The 18,839-nt window shown below is 72.1% G+C and carries 19 protein-coding genes, 2 tRNA genes and 1 pseudogene; 12 read left to right on the top strand and 10 right to left on the bottom strand.

The window, feature by feature from the left end:
• Positions 1–3: 3 nt before the first annotated feature.
• Positions 4–474 (top strand): ribose-5-phosphate isomerase, encoded by a 471-nt coding sequence (locus OP18_RS45480; protein WP_033365901.1) that lies wholly within the window; start codon positions 4–6, stop codon positions 472–474.
• A 416-nt stretch (positions 475–890) separates the two neighbouring features.
• Here OP18_RS45480 and OP18_RS62405 read toward each other — a convergent pair.
• Positions 891–1,085: pseudogene (locus OP18_RS62405) on the bottom strand (hypothetical protein); the annotation flags it as partial.
• Between the two features lie 898 nt (positions 1,086–1,983).
• A complete protein-coding gene (locus OP18_RS45470) occupies positions 1,984–3,210 on the bottom strand; it encodes a GNAT family N-acetyltransferase (protein WP_033365899.1) in 1,227 nt (408 codons plus the stop codon).
• Between the two features lie 107 nt (positions 3,211–3,317).
• Between OP18_RS45470 and OP18_RS54060 the strand changes: the two genes are divergently transcribed.
• Together OP18_RS54060 and OP18_RS58925 are read left to right on the top strand one after the other, a co-directional pair.
• A complete protein-coding gene (locus tag OP18_RS54060) occupies positions 3,318–5,006 on the top strand; it encodes a protein kinase domain-containing protein (RefSeq protein ID WP_081971679.1) in 1,689 nt (562 codons plus the stop codon).
• The gene (locus OP18_RS58925) at positions 5,003–5,728 is read left to right on the top strand and encodes a tyrosine-protein phosphatase (protein ID WP_052388327.1); all 726 of its coding nucleotides are present in this window, start codon (positions 5,003–5,005) and stop codon (positions 5,726–5,728) included. The genes OP18_RS54060 and OP18_RS58925 overlap by 4 nt, the downstream gene beginning before the upstream one ends.
• A gap of 126 nt (positions 5,729–5,854) precedes the next feature.
• Here the strand turns inward: OP18_RS58925 and OP18_RS45455 are convergent, their stop codons facing one another.
• The 6 genes from OP18_RS45455 to OP18_RS45435 form a co-directional block, all read right to left on the bottom strand.
• Positions 5,855–6,241 (bottom strand): hypothetical protein, encoded by a 387-nt coding sequence (locus OP18_RS45455; protein WP_156090245.1) that lies wholly within the window; start codon positions 6,239–6,241, stop codon positions 5,855–5,857.
• Between the two features lie 115 nt (positions 6,242–6,356).
• Positions 6,357–6,512: a hypothetical protein gene (locus OP18_RS58250; protein WP_156090244.1), complete on the bottom strand. Its 156-nt coding sequence runs from the start codon at positions 6,510–6,512 to the stop codon at positions 6,357–6,359.
• Positions 6,513–6,582: 70 nt separating this feature from the next.
• Positions 6,583–7,803 (bottom strand): RNA polymerase sigma factor, encoded by a 1,221-nt coding sequence (locus OP18_RS45450; protein ID WP_052388326.1) that lies wholly within the window; start codon positions 7,801–7,803, stop codon positions 6,583–6,585.
• The gene (locus tag OP18_RS45445; RefSeq protein WP_211273884.1) at positions 7,787–8,188 is read right to left on the bottom strand and encodes a YciI family protein; all 402 of its coding nucleotides are present in this window, start codon (positions 8,186–8,188) and stop codon (positions 7,787–7,789) included. Before OP18_RS45445 ends, OP18_RS45450 begins: the two co-directional genes overlap by 17 nt.
• Before the next feature lie 12 nt (positions 8,189–8,200).
• Positions 8,201–8,956 carry an alpha/beta fold hydrolase gene (locus tag OP18_RS45440; RefSeq protein ID WP_033365892.1) on the bottom strand — a complete coding sequence of 252 codons (756 nt, stop codon included), beginning with the start codon at positions 8,954–8,956 and terminating at the stop codon, positions 8,201–8,203.
• A gap of 1 nt (position 8,957) precedes the next feature.
• Positions 8,958–9,605, bottom strand: a complete 648-nt coding sequence (locus tag OP18_RS45435) for a DUF2625 family protein (protein WP_033365890.1) — start codon at positions 9,603–9,605, stop codon at positions 8,958–8,960.
• A gap of 119 nt (positions 9,606–9,724) precedes the next feature.
• Here OP18_RS45435 and OP18_RS45430 point away from each other — a divergent pair, with 119 nt between their 5' ends.
• Positions 9,725–10,540 carry an SDR family oxidoreductase gene (locus OP18_RS45430; protein WP_033365887.1) on the top strand — a complete coding sequence of 272 codons (816 nt, stop codon included), beginning with the start codon at positions 9,725–9,727 and terminating at the stop codon, positions 10,538–10,540.
• Positions 10,541–10,731: 191 nt separating this feature from the next.
• Positions 10,732–10,995 carry a hypothetical protein gene (locus tag OP18_RS45425; RefSeq protein ID WP_052388324.1) on the top strand — a complete coding sequence of 88 codons (264 nt, stop codon included), beginning with the start codon at positions 10,732–10,734 and terminating at the stop codon, positions 10,993–10,995.
• Between the two features lie 312 nt (positions 10,996–11,307).
• On the opposite strand, the gene OP18_RS45420 is transcribed toward OP18_RS45425, so the two are convergent.
• Positions 11,308–11,378 (bottom strand) — tRNA-Gly (locus tag OP18_RS45420).
• Positions 11,379–11,520: 142 nt separating this feature from the next.
• Between OP18_RS45420 and OP18_RS45415 the strand changes: the two genes are divergently transcribed.
• The 7 genes from OP18_RS45415 to OP18_RS45385 all read left to right on the top strand — a co-directional run bounded on the left by OP18_RS45415 (position 11,521) and on the right by OP18_RS45385 (position 17,884).
• A tRNA-Pro gene (locus tag OP18_RS45415) sits at positions 11,521–11,594 on the top strand.
• Between the two features lie 74 nt (positions 11,595–11,668).
• A complete protein-coding gene (gene tig, locus OP18_RS45410) occupies positions 11,669–13,039 on the top strand; it encodes a trigger factor (RefSeq protein ID WP_033365885.1) in 1,371 nt (456 codons plus the stop codon).
• 140 nt (positions 13,040–13,179) lie between these two features.
• The gene (locus OP18_RS45405; protein ID WP_033365883.1) at positions 13,180–13,830 is read left to right on the top strand and encodes an ATP-dependent Clp protease proteolytic subunit; all 651 of its coding nucleotides are present in this window, start codon (positions 13,180–13,182) and stop codon (positions 13,828–13,830) included.
• A gap of 11 nt (positions 13,831–13,841) precedes the next feature.
• Entirely contained in the window at positions 13,842–14,501 is a 660-nt protein-coding gene (locus tag OP18_RS45400; protein WP_033365881.1) for an ATP-dependent Clp protease proteolytic subunit, read from the top strand.
• Positions 14,502–14,746: 245 nt separating this feature from the next.
• On the top strand, positions 14,747–16,045 hold the full coding sequence (gene clpX / locus OP18_RS45395; protein WP_033365878.1) for an ATP-dependent Clp protease ATP-binding subunit ClpX: 1,299 nt from the start codon (positions 14,747–14,749) through the stop codon (positions 16,043–16,045).
• 194 nt (positions 16,046–16,239) lie between these two features.
• Positions 16,240–17,073, top strand: a complete 834-nt coding sequence (locus OP18_RS45390; RefSeq protein WP_033366069.1) for an EamA family transporter — start codon at positions 16,240–16,242, stop codon at positions 17,071–17,073.
• A 16-nt stretch (positions 17,074–17,089) separates the two neighbouring features.
• Positions 17,090–17,884, top strand: coding sequence for a carbon-nitrogen hydrolase family protein (locus OP18_RS45385; RefSeq protein ID WP_033365874.1), 795 nt, complete (start codon positions 17,090–17,092; stop codon positions 17,882–17,884).
• Between the two features lie 55 nt (positions 17,885–17,939).
• Here OP18_RS45385 and OP18_RS45380 read toward each other — a convergent pair whose 3' ends face one another.
• Positions 17,940–18,152: a hypothetical protein gene (locus OP18_RS45380; protein ID WP_033365872.1), complete on the bottom strand. Its 213-nt coding sequence runs from the start codon at positions 18,150–18,152 to the stop codon at positions 17,940–17,942.
• Positions 18,153–18,839: the final 687 nt, after the last annotated feature.

The raw sequence follows: 18,839 nt of genomic DNA, 5'->3' as shown, positions 1-18,839 counted from the left end.
GGTATGCGCGTCTATCTTGGTTCGGACCACGCCGGCTATGAGCTGAAAGTGCACCTGGTCGGCGCCCTGGGGCTGCAGGGTTACGAGGTCGTCGACGTCGGCCCGGCGAAGTTCGACCCCGACGACGACTACCCGGCCTTCTGCTTCCACACCGGCGCCCGCGTGGTCGCCGACCCCGGCAGCCTCGGCGTCGTCATCGGCGGCTCCGGCAACGGCGAGCAGATCGCGGCCAACAAGGTCCCCGGCGTGCGGGCCGCCCTCGCGTGGAACCTGGACACCGCCCGCCTCGGCCGCGAGCACAACGACGCGAACATCGTCGCCGTCGGCGCCCGCCAGCACACCCTCGACGAGGCCACGGCCCTCGTGACGGCGTTCCTGTCCACGGCCTTCTCGGGCAACGAGCGGCACGCCCGCCGCATCGCGCAGGTCCTCGAGTACGACACGACCCGCGTCCTGCCGCCCCTGCCCGACTGAGGCCCCGCTTCGCGGTCCGGGCTCGCCGCTTCGCGGTCCGGGCTCGCCGCTTCGCGGTCCGGGCTCGCCGCTTCGCGGTCCGGGCTCGCCGGGTCGCCGTCGGGGCGTCGCGCGCTTCGCCGTCGGGGCTCGTCGGTGTAGCCATCGGGGCCTCGCCGCCTCGTCGCCTCGCCGTCGGGGCGTCGCGCGCTTCGCCGTCGGGCGTCGCGCGCTTCGCCGTCGGGGCTCGTCGGTGTCGCCATCGGGGCCTCGCCGCCTCGCCGGGTGCGGGCACCAGACCTTCGCCCGCCGCCCCCGCCGCCTGCCGTCCGCTGCCCGGCTGTCCGCTGCCCGCGGCTGGTTGTCGTCACGGTCGTCAGGAACGCGGGTGGTTGCCGTCGCGGCCGTCAGGAGCGCGCCGGCCGGCGTCGCGGCCGTCAGGAGCGCGGGCGGTGGCCGGGGCGGGTCAGCTCCTCGCGGGGCACCCAGCCGCGGCGGATGATCTGCAGGTCGCGGTCGGCGGCCGCGAGGTCCTCGTCGGTGGGGCGGGCCGCGTCCCGGGCCCGCATCGCCGCCGAGACGCTCACCTGCGACGCCCCGCCGCCGACCAGGCCGCGCAGGCCGCGCTCGGAGACCACCTCGTCGTGATGGTGGTGATGGTGGTGGTGGGTGTCGTGGTGGTGGTGATCGTGGTCATGGTCGGGCTCGTCCTTGCCGTGCGCCGCGGGTCGCTCACCGGCCTGGCCGTCGGCGTCGGCCTCGGGGTCGTGCACGCTCGCGGTCATCGCGAACGCCCCTGACAGCTCGGCCAGCTGCGCCGGGCTCGGCGGCGCCGGACTGGTCGGCGCGGCGCTCGGCGTGCCGGTGTCCGCGCCGGCGGCGGCACGATCACGCGGGGCCGTCGCGGCTCCGGGGACGGCGGTGCCGGGGACGGCTGCTCCGGGGACGGCTGCTCCGGGGACGGCGGCGCCGGACGCGGGGCCCGATGGAGGGCCGGACGTCGGCTGCGTGCTCACCGGCGGGTGCATCGGCGGGCGTGGGACCGGCGGGTGCGGGGCCGGCGGATGTGGGACCGGCGGATGTGGGACCGGCGGGTGCGGCTTCACCACGGCGGCCACCCCGACCGGCGTCGCCGCGGTCTTCGCCACGGCATCGTCCGCCAGCGCCGCCGCGGTTTTCGCCGCCGCATCGTCGGCCACCGTCGGTGCGGTCGTCGGCGCGGTCTTCGCCACGGCGTCCTCGGTCACCGTCGCCGCGTCGCCCGGCGCCGGCGGGCCATCCGGGTCCGCGGGCGACCCGTCCACCGCCGCGGCGTCCTTGGCGTCCCGCGCCGCTGCGGCGTCCCCGGCCTCCCTGGCCGGTACGGCGTCGTCGGCCTCCGGCGCCGGTGCGGCGTCCTCGGCGGAGGGGTCCTGGCCGGGCGGGCGCACGTCGGTGGTCACGGGCTGGTGATGCCGCATGCGGCGCCGCCGGCGCTGGATACCACCCACACCCCAGACCCTACCCGTTCACCGCCCGCCAGCCGAGGGATCAGAAGATCTCGATCGATGTGGGGGTGACGTGCCAGCCGAAGGCCGTGCTGGCGGCGGCCACGGCGCCGGGCCGGTGCTCCTGGACGCGGCCGGTCGCGGCGAGCGCGCCGAGCTTCGTGCCGCCCAGGTACGCCGCGCCCAGGTCGGTGACGTCGCAGGTCAGGTCCGCCGGCGCGGCGGTGGGGGCGCAGTTGACCAGGGCGCCGCCGGCGCCGACGCGCAGGCGCCAGCGGCCCGCGTTGGCCGGTAGGAGGGTGTCGGTGACCTCGAGGACGACGTCGACGGGTGCCGCGTACCGGCGGGCCGTCAACGCGCGGGGCAGGTCGACGATGCGCACCCACAGCCCGTCGCCGATCTTGCCGCCCAGCCGGCGCGGCTCCTCGACCAGGTGGAAGAGCGGCTCGTCGGGGCTGGACAGGCCCTTGACGACGGTGCGGGTCAGGTCGACACCGAGCAGGAAGCGCCACAGCGCCGCCGCCGCGTCCGGGGTGGCGGCGACCAGCTCGACGACGTTGACCTCGCCCTTCGGGCCGTTGTCGTCCCACTCGTTGCGCACGCGGTACCGGGTGTAGCCGTCGACCACGCCGTCGGCGTTCTCGTAGAGCACCGCGCGGGTCGCCGTGAACCCCTCGCGCCGGTCCTCGGGGTCGTGGGTGAGATGGGCCCACCAGGCGTCGTCGCGGCTGGACCAACCGGGCTGGTCCGGCAGGACCCGGTCGTACACCTGCGACAACTCCTTGCGCACCTCGGCGGGGACCGCCGCGCGCAGGGTGCCCGTGCCGACCCCGGCGTCGCCGCGGACCGTCAGCTCCCGGCGGTCGGCCCGGACGGTCACGTTCTGCGTGGCCAGACCGTAGCCGAAGCGCTGGTAGATGCGGCCCTCCGACGCCCACAGCACGGCGATCGCCTCCGGGGCGGTGCTCAGCTGGCTGGTCATCATCCGGCGCAGCAGCCCCTTGCGGGTGTGCGTGGCGGCCACCGACACGCCGGTGACGTGCGCGGCCGGGATGACCGCACCCGGCACGGCGAGGTCGCGGGTGAAGATGCCGGCGGTGCCGACGATCTGCCCGTCGAGCTCGGCGAGGGTGTAGCGGGCCGGGTCCAGCACGGTGCGGATCGAGTCGGACGGGTCCGGCTCGGCCGTCACGAAGAACGCACCCCGGATCACCCGGCTGAACGCGTCGATGTCGGCGGTCGTGGCGGCGCGCAGCGTGTATCCGGTCACGCAGTCGTGTCTACCTCGTGACCTCCACTGAGCGCGACCGATTTCGTGACGTGGTTACTCTCGGAAGTATCCGGGGGCGGAAAGTTTGATCTGGGGGGAGTCGCACGATGACGCAGGGTGCGTTGCTGGACCTCGTATGTGGTCCGGCGAGCCCTTTGCCTGAGACGTTCCAGCGCTACCGGCTCGTCGCCCACCTGGGCTCGGGCGGGCAGGCCGACGTCTATCGAGCGGTGCGCATCTGCGGCGGGGTGACGTCGGCGCCGATGACCGTGAAGGTCTTCCGGATCGATCCCCAGCGCCCGATCGCCGACGAGCTGCGGTCCTGGGACAAGGGCGACGCCGCGCTCATGGACCTCAACAACCGGGGCGTCGGCGGCATCTGCCGGCGCGCCGACGGCTTCTACGGCCCGCCGCCGCACCGGCCGGGGGAGCGCCCGGCGCCGGGCGACGCCGTGCCGTACCAGGTCTACGACTACCTGCACGGGGTGAACCTGCGCGAATACGTCGCCCAGCGCTCCGGCATGGCGCCCGGCGGCACCCGGCTCAACGCCGTCGCCGCGCTCAAGACCCTCAGCTCGGTGCTGCAGGCGCTGCACCACCCGCAGCAGTCCGGCGCCACGGCCGTGCTGCACATGGACGTGAAGCCGTCCAACGTCATGGTCCTGGCCACCGGCGAGGTGCGCCTGATCGACTTCACCGGCGCCCGGTACTTCCGCGAGGAGGAGATCACCCAGATCGCCTACACCCCGGAGTCCGGCGGCCCGGAGGCGTTCGGCGGCGTGAAGCAGGTCGGCCCCGCCTACGACGTGCACGGCTTCGGCGCCGTCGCGTACTTCATGGTCACCGGCGCGTACCCGCGTGTCGACGGCCGCACCGACCAGCGCGGCCCGCAGGAGGCGTCCCCGCCGCCGTGGAACGTGCTGCGCCGCCACCCGCTGCTGGAGCGCCTCCCCGCGCTGCGTGACCACCTGCACGCACCGCTGGCCGACCGCCCGTCGGAGCGGCCCGAGACCCGGGAGCTGCCGGGCTGGCTGGCCCACCTGGCGGAGCTGGTGCGCCGGTCCGGCCTGCCCGACGTCGGCTGCGACTGGGTCGAGCCGGACGGCTCGGAGACCTCGCGCGCCATCGGCCGGGCCCGGCCGTCGGTCGCGGGCACCGAGACCGACGCGTACCAGCGCATCGAACGCCTCGAACGGGAGCTGGTCGCCCTCCGCGCCGGCCACACCGCGCCGACCGCCTTCTACGCCGCGCCGCCCGTGTCCGCCCCGCCCGTCTCGGCGCCGCCGGTGTCGGGCGCGCCGGTGTCGCCGGGCGCGTCCGGGGTCGCCGTCTCCGAGGCCGGCGTGCCGCAGATGCGCGGTCGCGCCCGGGTCGTCCCCCGCCCGGCGCCCGACCCGACCGGCATGATGCCGATCGACACCGAGCCCGAGCGTCCCATGTACCGGCCGGAGCCCGGCGAGCGCGCCCGCACCCTCAGGATCGGCTGGGAGCTGACCGGCACCGGCGCGTTCATCGCCTTCATCTGCTGGGGCCTGTGGGCCCTGGACAGCGACGGCAGCCTCACCGGTCCGTTCATCGCGTTCCTGGTCGTGCTCGCCGTCGCCGTCGGCGTGTTCGCCCTGACCCGCCTCGTCGGCCGGCTCGTGCTGGAGCAGCGCTTCGGCCGCGTCCGCCGCAGCGCGAAGGGTGCCCACGCGCTCACCGGCCTGTTCCTGGCCGCCGCCGGCATCGCGTACCTGCGCGAGGTCGGCTGGTTCGTGCAGTTCTGGAACTGGCTGACGGGCCTGTCCGGGTGAGACGCTGGCGCCGCCGCCGGGCCCCCCGCACGCTGGAAGGCCTGATCAACTTCCGTGACCTCGGCGGCCTCCCGGCGGCCGGCGGCGCGATCCGTCCCGGCCGCCTGTTCCGCAGCGACTCCCTCGCGTACGCCACCGAGTCCGACGCCGCGCACCTCCTGCACGACCTGCGCCTGGCCACCGTCATCGACCTGCGCGGCGAGTACGAGGTCACCCACCTCGGCCGCGGCCCCCTCGCCACCGCCCCCGTCGAGTACGTCTCCGCCCCGATCGCCGACGTGAGCGGCGCCGCCGACCTCGTCGGCCACTACGTCGCCATGCTCACCGAGAAGGGCGACGTCCTCGCCGGCACCGTCCGCCTGCTCACCCGCTCCTCCACCCTGCCCGCCGTCTTCCACTGCGAGGCCGGCTGCGACCGCACCGGCGTGCTCGCCGCCGTCGTCCTCAGCCTCCTCGGCGTCCCGGACGAGGTCATCGCCGCGGACTACGCGGCCACCGCCCCGGCGATGCCCCGCATCCACGAACGGGTCTCGGTGGTCGTCGACCGCCTGGGCCTGCCACCCCGCCCCCCGTCGGTCCTGGACTGGACCCCCCAGGCGGCGATGATGCTGCAGACGCTCGAACTGGCGAAGGACCGGTGGGGCTCGATGCAGGACTGGGCCCACGCGTACGGCCTGAAGGACGACGACGTGTCAGCCCTGCGGGCGGCGCTGGTCGCCTGACAGCCGGGGCGCAGGCAGGCGTGCACGGCCGCGGTCGCGCCGCGGGTGCGTGCACAGCGCCTCGTCCCACTTGATCGGCAAGAGCCGCGGTGCGGCGTGCCGCAACGAGGTACGCGCGTCGTCCGGTCAGGCGGCGCGCCACCGGGCGCGGTCCTCGCCCGCCTTGCGGGTGCAGCGCATCAGGGTCCCAGACGAGGTCCGGCCCAGCGCGCCCTCCGGGGAGCAGAACGCCCCCGGGTGGACGTTGCTGTTGCCGCCGGCCGGGGCGGTCGTCTTCGGCGGCGCCGCTTTCGTGGTCGGTGGCTTCGGCGCGTCTGTCGTCCCGGTCGGCGTCGCCGGAGCGCCCGTCACGGCGGAGGCCGCCGCGGACGGCGACGGGGACAAGGACGGCGACGGGGACAGGGACGGCGACGTGACGCCGACCAAGGGCTCCCCGGTCGGCTTCCCGGCGGATCCGCATCCGGTCAGTGCCAGCAGCACCACCACGACGGCAACGAGACGGCGACGGCTCATGACCGCGATCCTCCGCCGCCGGCCGCGTCCGGTGATCGGCCGCTCGGGCGCGAATCGGTTGTCGAACGCCGAGGCGACGGTCACGGAAGGTCGGGAACGGACCACGTTCGGTCAGTCATTCGGCGTTCGTCCACCTGACCGGGAAGACGCCCACTCGCGCCTCGTGGACGGGGTCGCCGGCGGTGACGTGGTCCGGGCGTTTCGTGCAGCGGACCGGGATGTCGCCGGTGGCGGTAGGGGTCAGTTTCACGGCGGCGCAGGTGGTCTCCATGATCGGGGACCCTACTCGTACAGGCGTTCGAAATCAGCCCGATCATGGAATTGACATGGGGAAACGTCCGCTACGTGCCCGGGCGTCCGGATCGGAGGCGGGCGGCCTGGGCGTGCAGGTACCGCTGCAACGGCACGCTGCCGGTGAGCCCGGCGGCGGTCGTGTACGCCGCGCATGCCTCCTCCGCGGCGCCGGACATCTCCAGCAGGTGCCCGTGGACGGCGTGGAACCGGTGATCGCCCCGCAGCGGCGGCACGGACGACAGCGGCGCCAGCAGCGCCAGGCCGGCGGCGGGGCCCGCGGCCATGGTCACGGCCACCGCGTGGTTGAGCGCGACCATCGGGTTGTCGGTGAGGGTCAGCAGCAGCTCGTACAGGGCGACGATCTGCGGCCAGTCGGTCTGCGCCGCCGACGGGGCCTCGTCGTGCAGGGCCGCGATCGCCGCCTGCACCTGGAACGGGCCGAGCGGCCCGCGGGGCAGCGCCGCCGTGACCAGGGCGACGCCCTCGGCGATGAACGACGCGTTCCACAGGGAGCGGTCCTGGGCGTCCATGGGGACCGGGGTGCCGTCCGGCGCGGTGCGGGCCGGCCGGCGCGCGTCGGTGAGCAGCATCAGCGCGAGCAGCCCGGCGACCTCGCTGTCGTCTGGCAGCAGCCGGTGTACGAGCCGCGCCAGCCGGATCGCCTCGGCCGCGAGGTCGGGGCGGTGCAGGTCGGGGCCGGCGGTGGCGGCGTACCCCTCGTTGAACATCAGGTAGAGCACGTGCGGCACGGCGGTGGAGAACGTGTCGGGCAGTGCGAACGGGACACCGCTCTGCTTGATCCGCTGCTTCGCGCGGCTGATCCGGCGGGCCATCGTCGCTTCCGGCACCAGGAACGCCCGGGCCACCTCGCCGGTGCTCAGGCCGCCGACGGCCCGCAGTGTCAGCGCGATCTGGTCGGGGGCGCTCAGCGACGGGTGGCAGCACATCGAGAGCAGGATCAGGCTGTCGTCGTGGCCGGTGGCCGACGGCGCCGGGGGCACCCACTGCGCCTCGCGGCGCAGCCGCGCCTCCTCGCTGCGCAGCAGGTCCGTCAGCCGCCGCGACGCGACGGTGATGAGCCAGGCCCGTGGCGAGTCCGGGACGCCGGCGGCCGGCCACTGCGCGGCGGCCGCGATGAGGGCCTCCTGGACGGCGTCCTCGGCGTGGTCGAAGTGCCCGTAGCGGCGCACCAGCGCGCCGAGGACCTGCGGCGCCAGCTCGCGCAGCAGGTCCCCGAGCCGCGGTCGCCGGTCAGAGGCCGAGCTCACCGGCGCTCTCGACGACCGGCCGCACGTCCGCGTACGCCGTCTTCGCGACCTGCGGCGGCGCCGGGCACTCGCCGAGCCGGGCGGCGATCTCGGTGGCCCGGTCGAAGCTGTCGACCTCGACGATCCAGTACCCGGCGAGGACCTCCTGGGTCTCGGCGTACGGGCCATCGGTGACCAGCGCCGGCGAGCCACCGATGCGCCGCGTGTGCACCGGCGCGCCCAGCGCCCGGGTCTCCACCAGCTCGCCCGACGCCTCCAGCTCCTGGTTGAACTTCGCCATGAACTCGCCCATGGCGGCGAAGTCCTCCGGCGTCCACACCGGGGCGTCGCCCGGCCTGCCGGCCATCTCGTCGTAGTCGCGCTGCGACGCGTAGCTGAGGATCATGTACTTCACGGGTCACTCCTCTCGAACGGCACCTTCCGCCGGAGACGTCGGAGCGGGCGTGCCGTCCCGGACAGCATCGCCGAGGAAACGCAGCACCGTCTCGCGGAACGCGTCCGGGGCGGTGCTGTGGATGCGGTGCCCGACCGGCACCGTGACCAGCTCGCAGTGCGGGATGCCGGCCGCCACCTCGGCCAGCCGCGCCGGCGCGATGTGACTGGCGGGCCCGCCGGACAGCAGCAGGGTCGGCGCGGTGATCCGCGGCAGCGCGTCCCACCACCCGGGGTGCCCCTGGCGCAGCTGCGCGATCGCGGAGGTGAGGGCGAGCCGGTCGTACCGCCGGCGCGGATCGACGGTCCCGATGGACAGCAGCAGCAGGCGCCCCAGCGACAGCCGGCCCTCGCTGTGTCGCGGCGGTGCCGGCGGGTCCTCCAGCACCAGCCGGGTGACCCGGGCCGGCTGCTCCTGCGCGACCAGCGACGCGGCGTAGCCGCCGAGTGAATGCCCGACGAGCGTCACGGCGTCCAGGCCGAGCCGGTCGAGCAGCGCCAGGACGTCGTCGCGGTGATGTTCCAGGGTGTACGACCGGGAGCGCGGACTGCCGGCGTGCCCGCGCAGGTCCGGCACCACGACCCGGTGCCCGGCCGCGACCAGGGCCGGCGTGAACAGGTCCCAGGTGGCGCCGCGGCTGCCCCCGCCGTGCAGCAGCACCACCGCGGGCGCGTCCGGCGGTCCCTCGACGCGGTGGTGCAGCTGGACCGGTCCGTCCACCTCAGGCGCCGAACTGGTCGGCGAAGTCGTGCAGCACGCTGACCAGCTGGGTCATCGGGATCGGCCGGCGGCTCACGTCGGCGACGTCCTTGCCCTCGGCGGCGAACAGCGGTGGCGCGGTGTGCAGCCCGGCGTCGAACGGCACCGCGGCGACCTCGTCCTGCCAGCCCGGCCAGCGCCAGCTCAGGTAGAACCGGTCGATCGCGCCGCCGAGCATGCCGTACAGCCAGTCGGTGTACCCGAGGCCGAGGTCCTCCCAGCCCAGCGTGTCGGGCGCGAAGTAGTGGATCGTGGGGGTCGGGCCGTCGCCCTGCCGCCACACGAACTCGCCGCCCATCACGTCCTGCGCGACGACCAGCCCGGCGCCCTCGAACCCCGCGTTGACCGTGTGGATGTCGGGCAGGCGCCGCTGCGGGTGCCCGGAGCCGAGGATCCGCAGCCAGCCGTCGTCGACGACGATCCCGCCGGACAGGTACACCAGCGACCCCAGCCACGACTTCGTGGTCACCTGGAGCCGCTGCAGGCAGGCCGCCGCCCGGTCCGGGTCGGTCGGCAGGATCTCCACCGCGAACGGTGACGCGCTGACCGCCGCCTCGACCTCGGCCCACGCCGACCGGTCCTCGGAGATCAGCTCGGCGAGCGAGCGCATGCCGCAACTCTACGGCCCGCTCCGGCCGCCGACACGAACGGCGGATTCTTCGGTGAATGACGGTCACTCACGTTTCTCGCTCTGCCCTTGAACGGATACTGAGAGTCACTATGTCCCACATGACTCGTCGCTGGTTGATCACCGGATGCTCCACCGGACTCGGCCGGGCGCTCGCTGAGGCGGTCGCCGCGTCCGGGCAACAGGTCCTCGCCACCGCCCGCCGTCCCGAGACGCTCGAGGACCTGCGTGACGCGTACCCGCGCACGCTCGCCACCTGCGCGCTCGACGTGTGCGACCCGGACGACTGTCACAACGCCGTGCACGCCGCCACGGCCCGCTTCGGCGGCATCGACGTCCTGGTCAACAACGCCGGCTACGGCCACTTCGGCGCCGTCGAGGAGGTCACCGACGCGGAGCTGGCGGCCCAGTTCGCGACCAACCTGTTCGCCCCGTGGCGACTGACCCGCATGGTCCTGCCCCAGATGCGCGCCCGGGGCCACGGCGACATCGTCATGGTCTCCTCGACCGCGGGCCGCCTCGCGTACCCGGGCCTGGGTGCGTACACCGCCGCCAAGTACGCCCTCGAAGGCATGGTCGACGCCCTGTCGCAGGAGCTGTCCGGCACCGGCGTCAACGTCGTCGCCGTCGAGCCCGGCTGCTTCGCCACCGAATGGGGCACCACGCTGACCGAGTCGGCGCACCTGGACACGTACCGTGACGTCACCGCCCCGATGCTCGCCGGCTCCCGCGCCATGAAGCAGCTGCCGATCGCCAACCCGCCGTCACTGTTCGCGGCGGAGGTGCTGCGGCTGATCGCCTCCGACGACCGCCCGACGAGGCTCCCGATCGGCGAGGACGCCTGGCGGGCCCTGCTGGACGCCGCCCAGCGCCAGCACACGGCCCTGCTGAACGCCCGCCCGCTGACGGTCTCCTGAGCTTCGCCGGGCCGTTCGTCGACCGCCGCCGGTCGTTGGTGCCGGCGGTGGCGGCATCCGGTGCGGCGGTCCCGCCGACCGGGGGCGGTGACCGCTCTGGGCAACGACCCGGACCGGCTGATTTCGGGGATTCACCCGGGTCGTGCCGTTGCCCGGACCGTACCCCGCCGGCCGCGAATCTGCCGGCGCCGATGCGGCAGCCCGTGCCGCCGCCGTACGGGTTCCAGCAGCCGCCCCACCTGTCCCCGCCGTACGCCCAGCACCAGCCGCCGCCGTCGTCCACGCAGGCGGCGGAGCAGGAGAAGGTCGGCCTGTTCCGCGCGGGCAAGATCGCGCTGTGGGGTTGGATCGTGATGACGGTCGCGCCGATCCTGCTCCTCGTCCTGTGCTGCGTGGGTTGCTTCGGCGGCTTCGGGCTGATGGGGACCGCGGGGTCCGGAGCGTCCGCGCCCTGACCGTGCCCCCATGCCGGCGGTGCCGCCTGTGCCCCTTGGGCGGAGGGTCGGGAGCCTCCGCTCCGCGCTGACGGCGCGGCTGCGCGGCGGAGCAACTCGAGGGTGAGGTCGAGCCGCCGGCCGAGTGGAAGGCGAGGGTCCGGGCAGTATCCCCGGGCGGCCCGCTCGCGGGTGCCCGTCGCGGCGCCCCGCCGGCGCCGGCGTCGCGGGAAACTTACGGCCATGCGGTGAACCGGAAAGACACGGTCAAAGCGGTCATCCCCGCCGCCCGCACCGCGGCGCGACCGGCGCTGACCTGCCGGAAGAGTGAAGAGCGGGCGATGAGAATCGAACTCACACCGTCAGTTTGGAAGACTGAAGCTCTGCCATTGAGCTACGCCCGCGTGCGCCCGGTGGTGCCGGGTGCGTCTCCCAGCGTACCGAATCCTCGCCGGGAAGGCAGACGGCGGGTCCATGCAGTGCGACACCGCCATACCGAGCGGCGGACTGTCGGACCCAACGCATACACTTGCCGACGCACAGCACCGGGGTGTAGCGCAGTTTGGTAGCGCACTCGCTTTGGGAGCGAGGGGCCGTGGGTTCAAATCCCGCCACCCCGACCGGGACACACCAGGCAGCCGCCAGTCCACCCAGCCGTTGGAGCGGCTGACCGCGACCCATGAGGAGAAGTTCTGTGAAGAGCACCGTCGAGACCCTGAGCCCGACGCGCGTGCGGCTCGAAATCGAGGTGCCGTTCGCCGAGCTGGAGCCCAGCTTGAAGAAGGCCTACCGGGAGATCGGCTCGCAGGTCGTGATTCCCGGGTTCCGCCGCGGCAAGGTGCCCAGCGCCGTGATCGACCAGCGGGTCGGCCGGGGCGCTGTGCTCAACGAGGCGGTGCAGGAGGTCATCCCGACACAGATCCTCGCCGCGGTGCGTGAGCACGAGGTGAAGACGCTCGGCCGGCCCGAGGTGGAGATCACCGAGTTCGCCGACGGGCAGCCGCTGAAGTTCACCGCCGAGGTGGACGTGCGGCCGGAGATCACGCTGCCGGACCTGAGCGAGATCCAGGTGACGGTCGACGCGCTCGTGGTGAGCGAGGATGACGTCGAGGAGCAGCTCAAGGGGCTGCGGGACCGGTTCGCGACGCTGAAGACGGTGGAGCGTTCGGCGCTGGTCGGCGACTTCGTCCAGATCGACCTGGTCGCGAAGGTCGACGGCGAGGAGGTGCCGGGCGGCAGCGCCAACAACATCTCCCACGAGGTCGGCAGCGGCCAGCTCGTGCCGGGCCTGGACGACGTGCTGGTCGGCATGTCGGCCGGTGAGTCGACCACGTTCACCACGCAGCTGGTCGGCGGGGAGTTCGAGGGGCGCGACGCCGAGGTGGCGGTGACCGTCAAGTCGGTCAAGGACAAGCAGCTGCCGCCGGTCGACGACGAGTTCGCGCAGCTGGCGAGCGAGTTCGACACGCTCGAGGAGCTGAAGGACGACCTGCGCACGCGGCTGAGCCGGGTGAAGCGGATGGAGCAGCTCTACTCGGCCCGTGACCTGGCGCTGAAGGCCGTCATCGAGGCCACCGACGTCCCCGCGCCGGAGGGCGTGGTGAAGGACGAGGTGGAGTCGCGCAAGGAGTCGATGAACGATCAGCTCCAGCGCATCGGCGCGTCGTTCGAGGACTACCTGTCCACGGAGGGCAAGACCGAGGAGGAGATGGACGCCGAGCTCAACGAGGCGGCCGTCGAGGGCGTGAAGGTGCAGCTGGTGCTCGACACCCTGGCCGACGCCGAGAACATCCAGGTGAGCGACGACGAGTTCGGGCACGAGATCGTGCACCGGGCGCAGCGCGCCGGGGTCGGCCCGCAGCAGTACTACGACCAGCTGGTCCAGGCCGGTGTCGCCGGCGCGGTCTTCGGCGACGTCCGGCGGGGCAAGGCGCTGGGCCTGGTGCTGGAGCGCGTCAAGATCGTCGACTCGGAGGGCACCGCGCTGTCGCTGGACGACCTGCGCGGCCCGGTGGACGAGCACGAGGGCCACGACCACGGTGACCACGAGGGTCACAACCACTGACCCGATCGACCGGGCCCGGGCGGACGCTGCGGGCCCGGTCGACCACGGTGCGCTCATAGCGAAATGCGGTGAGCATGGGAAGCTCCCGCTCCCAACACCGGTTAGGGTCGGCAAGTACAAGACTCTTGCGAAGGGCTGCCATGACCGACCTGCATATTCCAGCGTCGCCAGTCAGTCCCGCGCCCTCGGGGCGCGGTCGGGGCGCGGACTCGAGCCTGACGCTCGACGACTCGGTGTTCAACCGGCTGCTCAAGGAGCGCATCATCTTCCTTGGTAGCGAGGTCAACGACCAGGTCGCCAACCGGATCTGTGCCCAGATGCTCCTGCTCGCCGCCGAGGACGAGGAGCGCGACATCTGGCTCTACATCAACTCGCCCGGTGGCTCCGTCTACTCGGGCATGGCGATCTACGACATCATGCAGTTTGTCACCAACGACGTGGCGACGGTCGCGATGGGCATGGCGGCGTCGATGGGCCAGCTGCTGCTGTGCGCCGGCGCGCCGGGTAAGCGCATGGCGCTGCCGCACGCGCGGATCATGATGCACCAGCCCTCCGGCGGCATCGGCGGCACGGCCTCGGACATCGCCATCCAGGCCGAGCAGATGCTCTACACCAAGCGGATGTTCCAGGAGCGGGTCGCGTTCCACACGGGCCAGGGCCTGGAGCAGATCGAGGCCGACTCCGACCGCGACCGCTGGTTCACCGCCGAAGAGGCGCGCGACTACGGCTTCATCGACAAGGTGATCACCGGGGCCCAGCAGGCTCCGGAAGGCGCCGGAACCCTGGCTTGAGGAGCGAAGCGATGACCGATCTGAGCCTGCCCCCGGCGTTGCGCGAGGTGCACAACCGTTACATCCTCCCGTCCTACGTGGAGCGCACGTCGTACGGGATCAAGGAGACCAACCCGTACAACAAGCTGTTCGAGGACCGGATCATCTTCCTCGGCGTGCAGATCGACGACGCGTCGGCCAACGACGTGATGGCGCAGCTGCTGACGCTGGAGAGCAACGAGCCGGACCGCGACATCATCATGTACATCAACTCGCCCGGCGGCTCGTTCACCGCCATGACGGCGATCTACGACACGATGCTGTACGTGCGGCCGGACATCCAGACCGTCTGCCTCGGCCAGGCGGCGAGCGCCGCGGCGGTGCTCCTCGCGGCCGGCACGCCCGGCAAGCGGCTCGCCCTGCCGAACTCGCGGATCATCATCCACCAGCCGGCCACCGAGGGCGGTTACGGACAGGGATCCGACATCGAGATCCAGGCGCGCGAGATCATGCGGATGCGCACGAATCTCGAGGAGATGGTGTCCCGCCACACCGGGCAGCCGATCGAGAAGGTCCGCAAGGACATCGACCGTGACAAGATCCTGACGGCCGAGGAGGCCAAGGAGTACGGGCTGGTCGACAACATTCTCGTCAGCCGCAAGAAGTCGGCGCTGGTCGCTTCCGGGGCGTAGTGCCACAGGTCCACGCTCGGCCCGCCTCACCTCACGGTCTGGCGGGCCGATGTGGCCCTCCGGAAAGACACCACGCCCCAGGGGGTCGGAATACTGCCGACCACCAGGTAACGTCGAGGCAGCACCAAGCAACACGCACGAAGCACGACGCGAGCGGCGGCGGGCACCTCACGCGGGCGCCGCGCGGCAACGACAGCACGATGCGATCCGGGCAGTCAGTCCGGCTGAAGGCAGGGAGATCGTAGGTGGCACGGATCGGCGACGGCGGCGACCTACTGAAATGCTCCTTCTGCGGCAAGTCGCAGAAGCAGGTGAAGAAGCTGATCGCCGGACCCGGCGTCTACATCTGCGACGAGTGCATCGATCTCTGCAATGAGATCATCGAGGAAGAGCTCGCCGAGTCCGGTGACGTCAAGTTCGACGAGCTGCCCAAGCCGATGGAGATCTGCGCCTTCCTCGACCAGTACGTGGTGGGACAGGACCAGGCGAAGAAGGCCCTCGCGGTGGCGGTCTACAACCACTACAAGCGGGTCCAGGCCGAATCCGGCGGCAACACGGGCAGCGACGGCGTGGAGCTGGCCAAGTCCAACATCCTGCTGATCGGCCCGACGGGCTGCGGCAAGACCCACCTCGCGCAGACCCTCGCCAGGATGCTCAACGTGCCGTTCGCGATCGCGGACGCCACGGCGCTCACCGAGGCCGGCTATGTCGGCGAGGACGTCGAGAACATCCTGCTGAAGCTGATCCAGGCCGCGGACTACGACATCCGCCGCGCCGAGACCGGCATCGTCTACATCGACGAGGTCGACAAGATCGCCCGCAAGTCGGAGAACCCCAGCATCACCCGGGACGTGTCCGGCGAGGGCGTGCAGCAGGCGCTGCTGAAGATCATCGAGGGCACGGTCGCCAACGTGCCGCCGCAGGGCGGCCGCAAGCACCCGCACCAGGAGTTCATCCAGATCGACACGTCCAACGTGCTGTTCATCTGCGGCGGCGCGTTCGCGGGCCTGGACCGGATCGTCCAGGCGCGGGTCGGCAAGGGCGGCACCGGCTTCGGCGCCAACCTGCGCTCGATCACCGACCGCACCATGGACGACAGCTTCGGCGACGTGATGCCGGAGGACATGCTGAAGTTCGGGCTCATCCCCGAGTTCATCGGCCGGCTCCCCGTCATCACCAGCGTCAAGAGCCTCGACCGCGACGCCCTGGTCAAGATCCTCACCGAGCCGCGCAACGCGCTCGTGCGGCAGTACCAGCGCCTGTTCGAGCTGGACGGCGTCGAGCTGGAGTTCAACGCCGAGGCCCTCGAGTCGATCGCCGACCAGGCGATCCTCCGCGGCACCGGCGCCCGGGGGCTCCGCGCGATCATGGAGGAGGTCCTCCTCAGCGTGATGTACGAGGTGCCCAGCAACCCGAACATCGCCCGGGTCCTGATCACCCGCGAGGTCGTCCTCGAGAAGGTCATCCCGACCATCGTCCCGCGCGACCTGGCTGCCCACCGGGCCGGCCGCCGCCGCGCGGACCGCGAGGAGAAGTCGGCCTGATCCGCACCGACCACCGGCACGCCGTCCACCGTTCCAGGTGGGCGGCGTGTTTCGTGCCACGTCCTTCCGGTGTTCCCGCGGCGGCGTCCGTACGACGAACGCCCAGCTCACGCCACGGAAAAATGGTGTGTGACCGTTCGGTACGACGGAAAACGTGGTGGCAGGCCGTCTAGCCAACGCATATCGTGGCCGGCGTGTTGTCACTCCTCTTCGCCGCCACGTCCGCGCTCATCTGGGGTGCGGGTGACTTCGCCGGCGGCAAGGCGAGTCAGCGCACCAACTCGGTCGGCATCGCGCTCGTCGCCGAGCTGGCCGGCATTCCGCTCGTCATCGGCTGGCTGCTCGTCACCCGGCCCGGCGTGCCGGCGGCCGCGGACCTCGGCTGGGGCGCCGCGGCGGGTGTACTCGGCGTCGCCGGTCTCGTCGTCTTCTACCGCGCGCTGTCCGGCGGTGCCATGTCGGTCGTCGCGCCGCTGACCGCGACCACGACCGCCGCGGTGCCGCTCCTGCTCGGCCTGGTGCTCGACCGCCGCCCGTCGACCCTGGCGCTCGCCGGTGCCGTGCTCGCCGTCGTCGCCATCACGCTCGTGAGCGCCGGCCCGAGCGCCGGGGGGACCGTCTCCAAGCGCCTGGTTGCCGCCGCGCTCGCCGCCGGGGTGCTGTTCGGCGGGTACTTCACGCTGCTCGCCCAGACGTCGCACGAGTCCGGGATGTGGCCGCTGCTGTCGGGGCGGGTCGCCGGCGCCGTCGGTCTGCTCGTGGCGATGCGGTTGATGCGCGTACCGACGCGAATGGACGGCACATCGGTCGTGCTCGCGGGCACGGCCGGCGTGTTCGACGTGACCGCCAACGCCTTCTACCTCATGGCGGTGCGGGACGGGATGCTGAGCATCGCCGCGCCGATCGCGTCGCTCTACCCGGTCAGCACCGTGTTCCTGGCCATGGCCGTCGACCGGGAGCGGATGCGGCCGCTGCAGATCACTGGCCTCGGTCTGGCCGCCGCGGCACTCGTGCTGAGCGCCGCCTGATCGATAGGCTGGAGGTATGCGCGTAGCGGTGTGTCAGCTCAACGCCCGTGACGACCGGGCGGAGAACCTGAGGGTGGCCAGGGGCCTGCTGGAGCGGGCCGCCGCGGGTGGCGCCGATCTGGCGGTGCTGCCGGAGTACGTGGACTATCTCGGCCGGGCCGAGGGCGCGCCGAAGCCGGAGCCGATCGACGGGGAGTTCGCCACCTTCTTCGCCGACGCGGCGCGGGAGCTCGGGATCTGGGTGCACGCCGGCTCGTTCCACGAGATCGGTCCAGACGCGGAGCACACCTACAACACGACGCTCGTCTTCGACCGGCAGGGTGGGCTCGCCGGCACGTACCGGAAGATCCACCTCTACGACGTGGAGATCCCGGGCCGGGTCTCCTATCACGAGTCCGCGACCGTCGCCCCGGGCACCGGGACCACGCTGCTGCCCGTCGACGAGGCCATGGTCGGGCTGTCGATCTGCTACGACCTGCGCTTCCCGGAGCTGTACCGGCAGCTCGCGATCGACGGCGCGACCGTGCTCGTGGTGCCGGCGGCGTTCATGCTGCACACGGGGCGCGACCATTGGGAGCCGCTGCTGCGCGCCCGGGCGATCGAGAACCAGTGCTATGTGCTGGCCGCCGGGCAGGTCGGCAACCACGACCCGGACCGGACGTGCTTCGGGCGGAGCATGGTGGTCGATCCGTGGGGGACGGTGGTCGCGCTGGCGCCGGATGTCGTGGGTGTCACGTTCGCGGATCTGGACTTCGCGCGGCTGGCGGAGATCCGGGCGACGCTGCCGAGTCTGGCGAACCGGCGGCTCTGAGCGGTGGCTCTCGCGGGCGTCACGTGTCCCTGACTGATGCCGCGCACCTCCTGACCTATGCGGAGCGGGCGCTCAGGATGCCGAAGACGGTGATCCCCACGATGGCCGCGCCCGTGACGATCAGCACGGTGCGCATGCGCGAGGGTCCCCGTAGCGCGAGCCGGTAGGTGGCGATGACGACCACCAACGCGACGACCACACCGATCACGAACTGCCACACGGGGAAGAGCAGCTCCAGCAGCGCGTCAGCGCGGGGGCTCGGCGTCATGTCGCCATCCTCCCTGTTCGGCAGGGCCGGTGCACGGCCGATTTGACTCGGGTTCGTCGTTCCCCGTACGGTTCTCCAGGTCCGAGAGCTGGTCGGAAACGACCCGTTCACGGTGTTTGTCCCCGGGTGGTGCGATTTCAGACGGTGTAAGCCTGATTTGCGATCGCGAAGCCGGCCGGGTAGCTTAGATCAGCCGGCAGGGAGCCGGGCGGGTGAGCACCGAGAGGTGCGAGCCGGCCGGTCCAGTCGGAATCCCGAGCAGGTCCCCACACCGGAGACGGTGCGGTCGGCATGCGCGGGAGCCGGGCCAGAGCGTCAACAAGCGGTCAACGCGAACTTGACAGGACGGAACGGACTGGTAAAGTAACAAAGCCGGCAGGGAGCCGGGCGGGCAAGCGAGCGTGACGCTCCAGTGCCGGCCGGTCCTACCGGATCTCCCGAAACAAGATCACCGGAAACGGTGCTGTTGTTATGCTTTGGGAAAGCCGCTTGCAGTTGAACAGCCCGAAAACACGGACTTGACAACGGCGAGCGACCTGGTAAAGTAGAGAAGTTGCCCCGGATGAGGCGAGCTTCGCTTAGCGAGCTTCAGCGGTGTGTGTTGGTTGTTTGAGAACTCAACAGGGTGCTTGTTAAGCCAGTGCCAATTGATTGACCCCGTGACACGCTTGTCGTGTCCGAGGATTC

Source organism: Dactylosporangium aurantiacum (assembly GCF_000716715.1).
In the GTDB taxonomy this organism is placed as follows: Bacteria; Actinomycetota; Actinomycetes; order Mycobacteriales; family Micromonosporaceae; genus Dactylosporangium; species Dactylosporangium aurantiacum.
The sequence above is the reverse complement of the archived record's forward strand: the minus strand, read 5'-3'. Positions and strand labels throughout refer to the sequence as shown.